Below are 5,804 nucleotides of genomic sequence, written 5' to 3' on the forward strand. Positions count from 1 at the left end.
CGTTGTCGCGAGGAAGAAATCCCTTGTCTCGCATCGGCGCTTCTACCCAAAACAACTTCACCTGCATGAAACCCCCTGTGGTACCTAACACCTGAATTAAGCCGAGCCGCGAAGCGGCTTCGGCTTGAATGAACTGTTAGGCCGCAGATGGGCAAACCTGAGACAGGAGATCATGAATCCACAACCTGGCGGCCGAGCTCGCTACCGGCGGAAAAAGCCGTCTCGAGCGTGGGATACGAGTGATCACTGTCGCGAATGGTGGGTAAGTGCGAACCATCTGGAGCTTGGATATGGACCTCGATTGTCCAGGCAGAGCTTGAATCGTAGCGCTCTGCCAAAACCCGAATAGCGTGCGCTTTGTACATCTCATCGTCGTAGCGCCTCTCGGTCATGCCGTTCTCCAAGATCTTGCGAAGTTATTTATGCGGCCTAACACCTAAGCTAAGCCGCGCCGCAGCGGGGCGTGAAGCACATGGAAAGCTGTACCTGCCATGTGGTTTGCGCCCCGATGCGGAGTCGGCTTGAGCGCGTTGTTAGGCACCGTGCCGTTCGAAGTGAAGCACGTCGTGCCACTGGCCAGAGAGCCAGAAGCTCTGGCTTGAATGGCCGAATTGCACAAAGCCGTTTCGCAGAAGCACTTTGGCGGAGGCTTCGTTCCCTAAACGAACTGCGGCCTCGACTCGGTGAAGCCGGAGCCGCACAAAAGCATAATCTAGCGCAAGCCGAACTGCCTCAGTCGCGTAGCCTTTGCCGCCATGGTCTTGGGCTACGCGATAGCCCAGTTCCGCGCTATGGAAGTGGTCGCCACGGACCCGGGTAAGGTTGACACGGGCGACAAGGTGGCCCGACCCGTTTCTCGCGAGGAACTGATACGCGCTGCCCTCTGCTGCTTCGGCCTGAGCAACTGCGATCGCCTTTGCGATTCCGCCCGGCTCATAGAAGGATGTCGCCCTCGCATTAATATGTGATTCGAAGAACGCCCGGTTTGTGAACTCAAACTGCCCCAAGTCCTGTTCGTCCTCGGCCGTGGGTGCAGATAGCGACAGCATATGGGAGGGGCCTAACACCAGAATTAAGCCGAGCCGCGTAGCGGCTTCGGATTGAATGAATTGTTAGGCCGCTGGCGGCCGAAACTATCAGTTGCCATACCGAACCACCAAGGACGACCTGGCTTGCTCCAGAAGACTGGAGTAGTTTTCCGAGAACGGAGCAATGAGTTGCTTTTGCAAGATCGCCTCGAGCGCCCAGAGAGCATTCCTCTCGGGAGCATCGACACTGTCACACAGCTTGCCTGTGGCCAAGAGCTCAAAAAGGACAAGAGCCTCGTCGTCAGCGAGCTCGATTTGTATCCCCACTGCGATCTCCCCTGCTGCGGCCTAACACCAGAATTAAGCCGCGCCGCGAAGCGGCGTCGGCTTGAATGAATTGTTAGGCCGCAGTGCCATAACTGTGCCGCGCTAGCAACTGCCGAGCCTCCGCCGGCGACGCCTCACGATACTCCAGAAGGTCAAACACGCGTCTAGCAAAGGGTGGCAAGGTGAAATCCGCAGCCGCATGGAGGTCGTCCGCCGCGAGGGCGGCGCGGTCTGCATCTAGGTCGCCGGATGCGTAGCGGGACGCAAGCTCTTGGGCGAACGTGTCACAGAACTGTAGCTCTGAAACCGCGTGTCTTCGACACAAGGCAAGAAGATCCGTCCGCAGGAGCGCACTTGAGCCATCCGTGACCGTTGCATAGTGATCAAGCAGGCGTGCGATCGAGTCTTTCATGCGGCCTAACACCTGAATTAAGCCGCGCCGCGAAGCGGCGTCGGCTTGAATGAATTGTTAGGGCGCACTTTCTGGATGCTGTGCAAACCCCGAGAGCCACGACTCGTAATCGCTAGGTGGTGGGATGAGCCCTGCACTTCTGGCGCCAGAAAAGTCGACGGTAGTGACCTTTGGCGTCTTATGGCGAAAATCTTTCTTCAGTTTCTTACTAAGCTTCTCACAGTGCTCGATCAGATCCTCTGTGAGGAGAGCGCTGAAAAAAGCAACATCATTGGAGTACGAATGAACCGCGTCTACCACGTCCGGAAACAAATGGTGTGTATGACCTCGGCCGTCCTTCAGGCCAAAGTAGCGTTTATGAAACTCAGACTCTTCTCGTCCCGCTTGAGCAAACTCATCAATTAGCGCGTTTCGTGTAGCGAGCGCCTCTCGAAACTCAGCCACAGACAGTTCAAGCATAGCTATTAGGGCCAAGCCTCTTCCGTTTAGGTGTGACTTTCCGTACACCAAGTCCTTGATCGCATCTGTTGGAAACTCGGAGACCGGGAACTTTGTTAGCAGCGCTTGGAAGTGGAGATTTATGGGGCCCTCGCCTCTACTTGCTTTTTCTATGCCGTCCAACGCGGCACTCCGATCTGATTCGTACTTTTCGGTTAGAGGGTTAATGTACTGCTTTTTTGCCGCCAGAACGTTATTGCATAGTGTGAACGCAAGCGTGATTGCTGCGCTTGAATGACGAAAATCTTGAGCAAGCTCTGCTTTTCTCGCCTCGCGTAATGCCAGCTTTTGCGCGCCGATAACACCGGCAAAAGCGCCCGCCAAAGCCGACAGCAGCGCTGCCATAAAGGGGCCATTGATGAAGCGGCCGAGCGCATCACATGCGTCTGTGACAACGCCCCAAGCTTGCCCTAAGTCCATCGTTGTCCCCGGTTGTGCGCCCTAACACCTAAGTGAAGCCGCGCCGCAGCGGGGCGTGAAGCACATGGCAAGCTGCACCTGCCATGTGGTTTGCGCCACGATGCGGTGTCGGCTTGAACGCATTGTTAGGCCGCTCCGCAGCGCGCCTTACCGACTGGAAAGAAAGAATGTGGAGAATAAGATCGTCCTTGTCTTTCTCTACGCGTGCTGTTGCGACTATGACCCAATAGACCTCGAGGAGTGACAGTGTGGAGTCGATCTCCTTGCGCAGCTGATCAGCAGCGGCGCCATTAGCAGTGCGAATGCCGTAAACGCGAAGGGCTGGGCCGGTGCAACCGTATGGTCGGACGAAGTCGCCATGTTGGTCTATGCGTAGCTCGCCAGTGAGTTCAAGCGCCTGTCCAACCTGGAATGCGCCTACACGAGCGGCGCAAGACCTGTCCGCGGGAACGCTCCAGGTAGTGCACGCGGAAAGAAGTAGCGAGCTTGTCAATGCAATTGCCAGTATTGGTCGCATGACGGCCTAACACCTGAATTAAGCCGCGCCGCGAAGCGGCGTCGGCTTGAATGAATTGTTAGGCCGCGCGCAGCTCAAGCGACCCGATGATTGGCGAGAAGAAATCTGCAGAAGCTTCCTGGCCATATGAATCATAGTCGTGGAACGTGGCTCGGAGAACGTACTTGCCAGCAGCAAGTTGCTTGCCACAAATCCAGTACTTGCTCTCGGCATTGATCCCCTCCCAGAAGCCCACGGCAGAGATCTCATCTCCCTCTGCAGTGCGGCAAATCAAGTTCCAAGCCTCACCCTCCGGGAAAAACGAGGGCACCTCCGTCTCTTGGAAAGTCTCAACAAGCTTGCGGGAACCGCGGAGTTCTTGATCCGACATATGCCAGAGACTGACGTAGAAGCCCTTGTCTCCCGCCGGTGCCTCGAAGTACAGAGTGTCCTCGCCCTCGGAACGGTCGATCCAATCGCTAGGGAACGCGATGGTCCAGGTCTCGGTGGTGATCCGGTCGAAATCTGTCATAGCGGCCTAACACCTGAGTTAAGCCGCGCCGCGAAGCGGCGTCGGCTTGGACGAATTGTTAGGCCGCATCCGACCACTCCTCACGTGACACTGCAAGTAGAGCCGCCCCAGATGCCTTGGCACAGGGGATACGAACCTCTCGGCGGACGGGCCCGCGTTTGACGCGAACTATCAGAACGAAGTCCGCGCTGCGCCGCCAGAACAGGAAAACGGGCACCAGAGTATGGCTGACGGAGCGCAACCAGAAGGACGCGCCCGGCTCTTGCAGCACCGCAGCAACGGACCCCACACAAGCCTCATCCACAGGCACGGCAATCTCCATGCGCCGACGGTGGGAAAACAGCACCAGGCGAGGCGGTGACAGGAGCGCTTCCTGGATTTCGAGAGTATCGACGCTTCCCATGCGGCCTAACACCTGAGTTAAGCCGCGCCGCGAAGCGGCGTCGGCTTGGACGAACTGTTAGGCCGGGGCTCGATTACCGACATGCCTCAGCCACCTGAGCGTCAGTGAGCGGCTGGCCGCCCGCGACGACCTTGCACGTGCGCGCTCCCGCCGCAGCGGCGGCTTCTTGGAAGGCGCGTTCCTCCACATTGGTGTAGCCGCCTACGGCTTCCGGGACCAAGTGAACGAGCACGCTGGGCCTGACCGAAAACAAGCCGCCGGCCCTCGGCTCCTTCAGCACCGCCTTGAAGCACGCCTCAACTGCCAAGAAATCACCCATGAGGGTGCGCGGGTGGCTCAGCGCGGCGCACTCACGGCGGACGCTGGAGCCGCCTGTCCGCTTGGCTACAAGGTAGCCAGCATGCACCTGGATGTAGACAACTGGCTTGGCGAGCATGCTTCTTCCCCGGCCTAACGCCTGAATTAAGCCGACCCGCGAAGCGGGTTCGGCTTGAATGAATTGTTAGGGGCCGGGCCGAATAGACCCGAGCATTGCCCCGTACTGAGCACGATAGGCTGAATAGTGCTGGCGTGTAGTGACAATGTTTAACGACACGTACACATCTCCAGTCTGTAAGCATGAGACGACATAGTAGGTGGGGCTGCTCGCACCTGGCCAAGTACCCTCGAACTCTTGGAGCTTGCCTGAGGCATGAGCAGCCTCAAGTGCCTGAGGCTCAGAAACAGGTTTGTAGAAATTCTCGATGGTAGAGAAGCGATACTCACAAAACTCGTCAAGGGAGCCGTCAGTTTTTGCGTAAGCAGTGGCCGTAATTGCGGCGAGGTCATTGGGCGCGACTAACTGGAACGCCTCCGACTTAGCATTGCGGGTAAAGATTGCCGGGGCATCCAGCGAGAAGACGCTGTTGCCAAAGACATGATGGGCGGTGGCGGGCGAAGCTGCCGCCGCTCCGGCTGTAAAGACTCCAAGCAGTTTCCTAAGCATCCGAGGCCCCTAACACCTGAGTTAAGCCGACTTGCGCAGTGGAGCCAAAGCCATGGCAAGCTCTTTGGCCATGGCTTTGGTGTAACGAAGCAAGTTCGGCTTGAACGAACTGTTAGACGTCACTCTTGCGACCTTCCGACTGGCTGATCTTGAAGATCATCAATTAGCGACTCCATCTCGCCGATCTCGCGGCGCTGGGCCTCAATGATCTCGTCGGCTAGCGTCCTAACACGGGGGTCAGAGATACGGGCACGCTCACTTGTGAGGATTGCTATTGAGTGATGAGGAATCATTGCCTTCATCCACGCAATGTCACCGACCGTAGATTGGCTACGAACTAGCCACAACCCCAGAGCCATTAAACCAACGCTGCCAATGACAATGGCTAAGTTAGCCACCTTGCTCTTGTACATATGCCGCATGAAAAAGAGCATCACCAAGGCCATTGATCCAGCCATGATGAAAGTCATGAACAGACGAGTCTGGCTAAACCAGACATGGCTGAACTGATATGTGTTGAGGTACATGAGGCAAAACATCAACACAGATGCCGCCAGAATCATTAGCAAGAAGTTTCTGTACGGATGCATTGATCTCTCCTGTGACGTCTAACGCCTGAGTTAAGCCGTGCCGCGAAGCGGCATCGGCTTGAACGAATTGTTAGGCATCACTCTCGTCGAAGTGGCCGCACAACTCAAGGAAT

Annotated in this window: 7 protein-coding genes; all 7 read right to left on the reverse strand. The window is 56.9% G+C overall.

What is annotated here, in order from left to right; genetic code table 11:
• Nucleotides 1-170: 170 nt before the first annotated feature.
• Nucleotides 171-392, reverse strand: coding sequence for a hypothetical protein (locus G545_RS15495; protein WP_154656461.1), 222 nt, complete (start codon nt 390-392; stop codon nt 171-173).
• Nucleotides 393-533: 141 nt separating this feature from the next.
• The gene (locus G545_RS15120) at nt 534-1,049 is read right to left on the reverse strand and encodes a GNAT family N-acetyltransferase (protein WP_081677638.1); all 516 of its coding nucleotides are present in this window, start codon (nt 1,047-1,049) and stop codon (nt 534-536) included.
• A gap of 775 nt (nt 1,050-1,824) precedes the next feature.
• Nucleotides 1,825-2,685, reverse strand: coding sequence for a hypothetical protein (locus G545_RS15500; RefSeq protein ID WP_154656462.1), 861 nt, complete (start codon nt 2,683-2,685; stop codon nt 1,825-1,827).
• A gap of 575 nt (nt 2,686-3,260) precedes the next feature.
• Entirely contained in the window at nt 3,261-3,713 is a 453-nt protein-coding gene (locus tag G545_RS0100050) for a hypothetical protein (protein ID WP_027068623.1), read from the reverse strand.
• 476 nt (nt 3,714-4,189) lie between these two features.
• Nucleotides 4,190-4,552 carry a hypothetical protein gene (locus G545_RS12890; protein ID WP_052106877.1) on the reverse strand — a complete coding sequence of 121 codons (363 nt, stop codon included), beginning with the start codon at nt 4,550-4,552 and terminating at the stop codon, nt 4,190-4,192.
• 66 nt (nt 4,553-4,618) lie between these two features.
• Nucleotides 4,619-5,101 (reverse strand): hypothetical protein, encoded by a 483-nt coding sequence (locus G545_RS15505; RefSeq protein WP_154656463.1) that lies wholly within the window; start codon nt 5,099-5,101, stop codon nt 4,619-4,621.
• Nucleotides 5,102-5,220: 119 nt separating this feature from the next.
• Entirely contained in the window at nt 5,221-5,664 is a 444-nt protein-coding gene (locus G545_RS0100060) for a DUF305 domain-containing protein (RefSeq protein ID WP_244874611.1), read from the reverse strand.
• Nucleotides 5,665-5,804 lie beyond the last annotated feature (140 nt).

Origin of the sequence: Lysobacter defluvii IMMIB APB-9 = DSM 18482 (assembly GCF_000423325.1) — a bacterium.
Classification (GTDB): Bacteria; Pseudomonadota; Gammaproteobacteria; order Xanthomonadales; family Xanthomonadaceae; genus Novilysobacter; species Novilysobacter defluvii.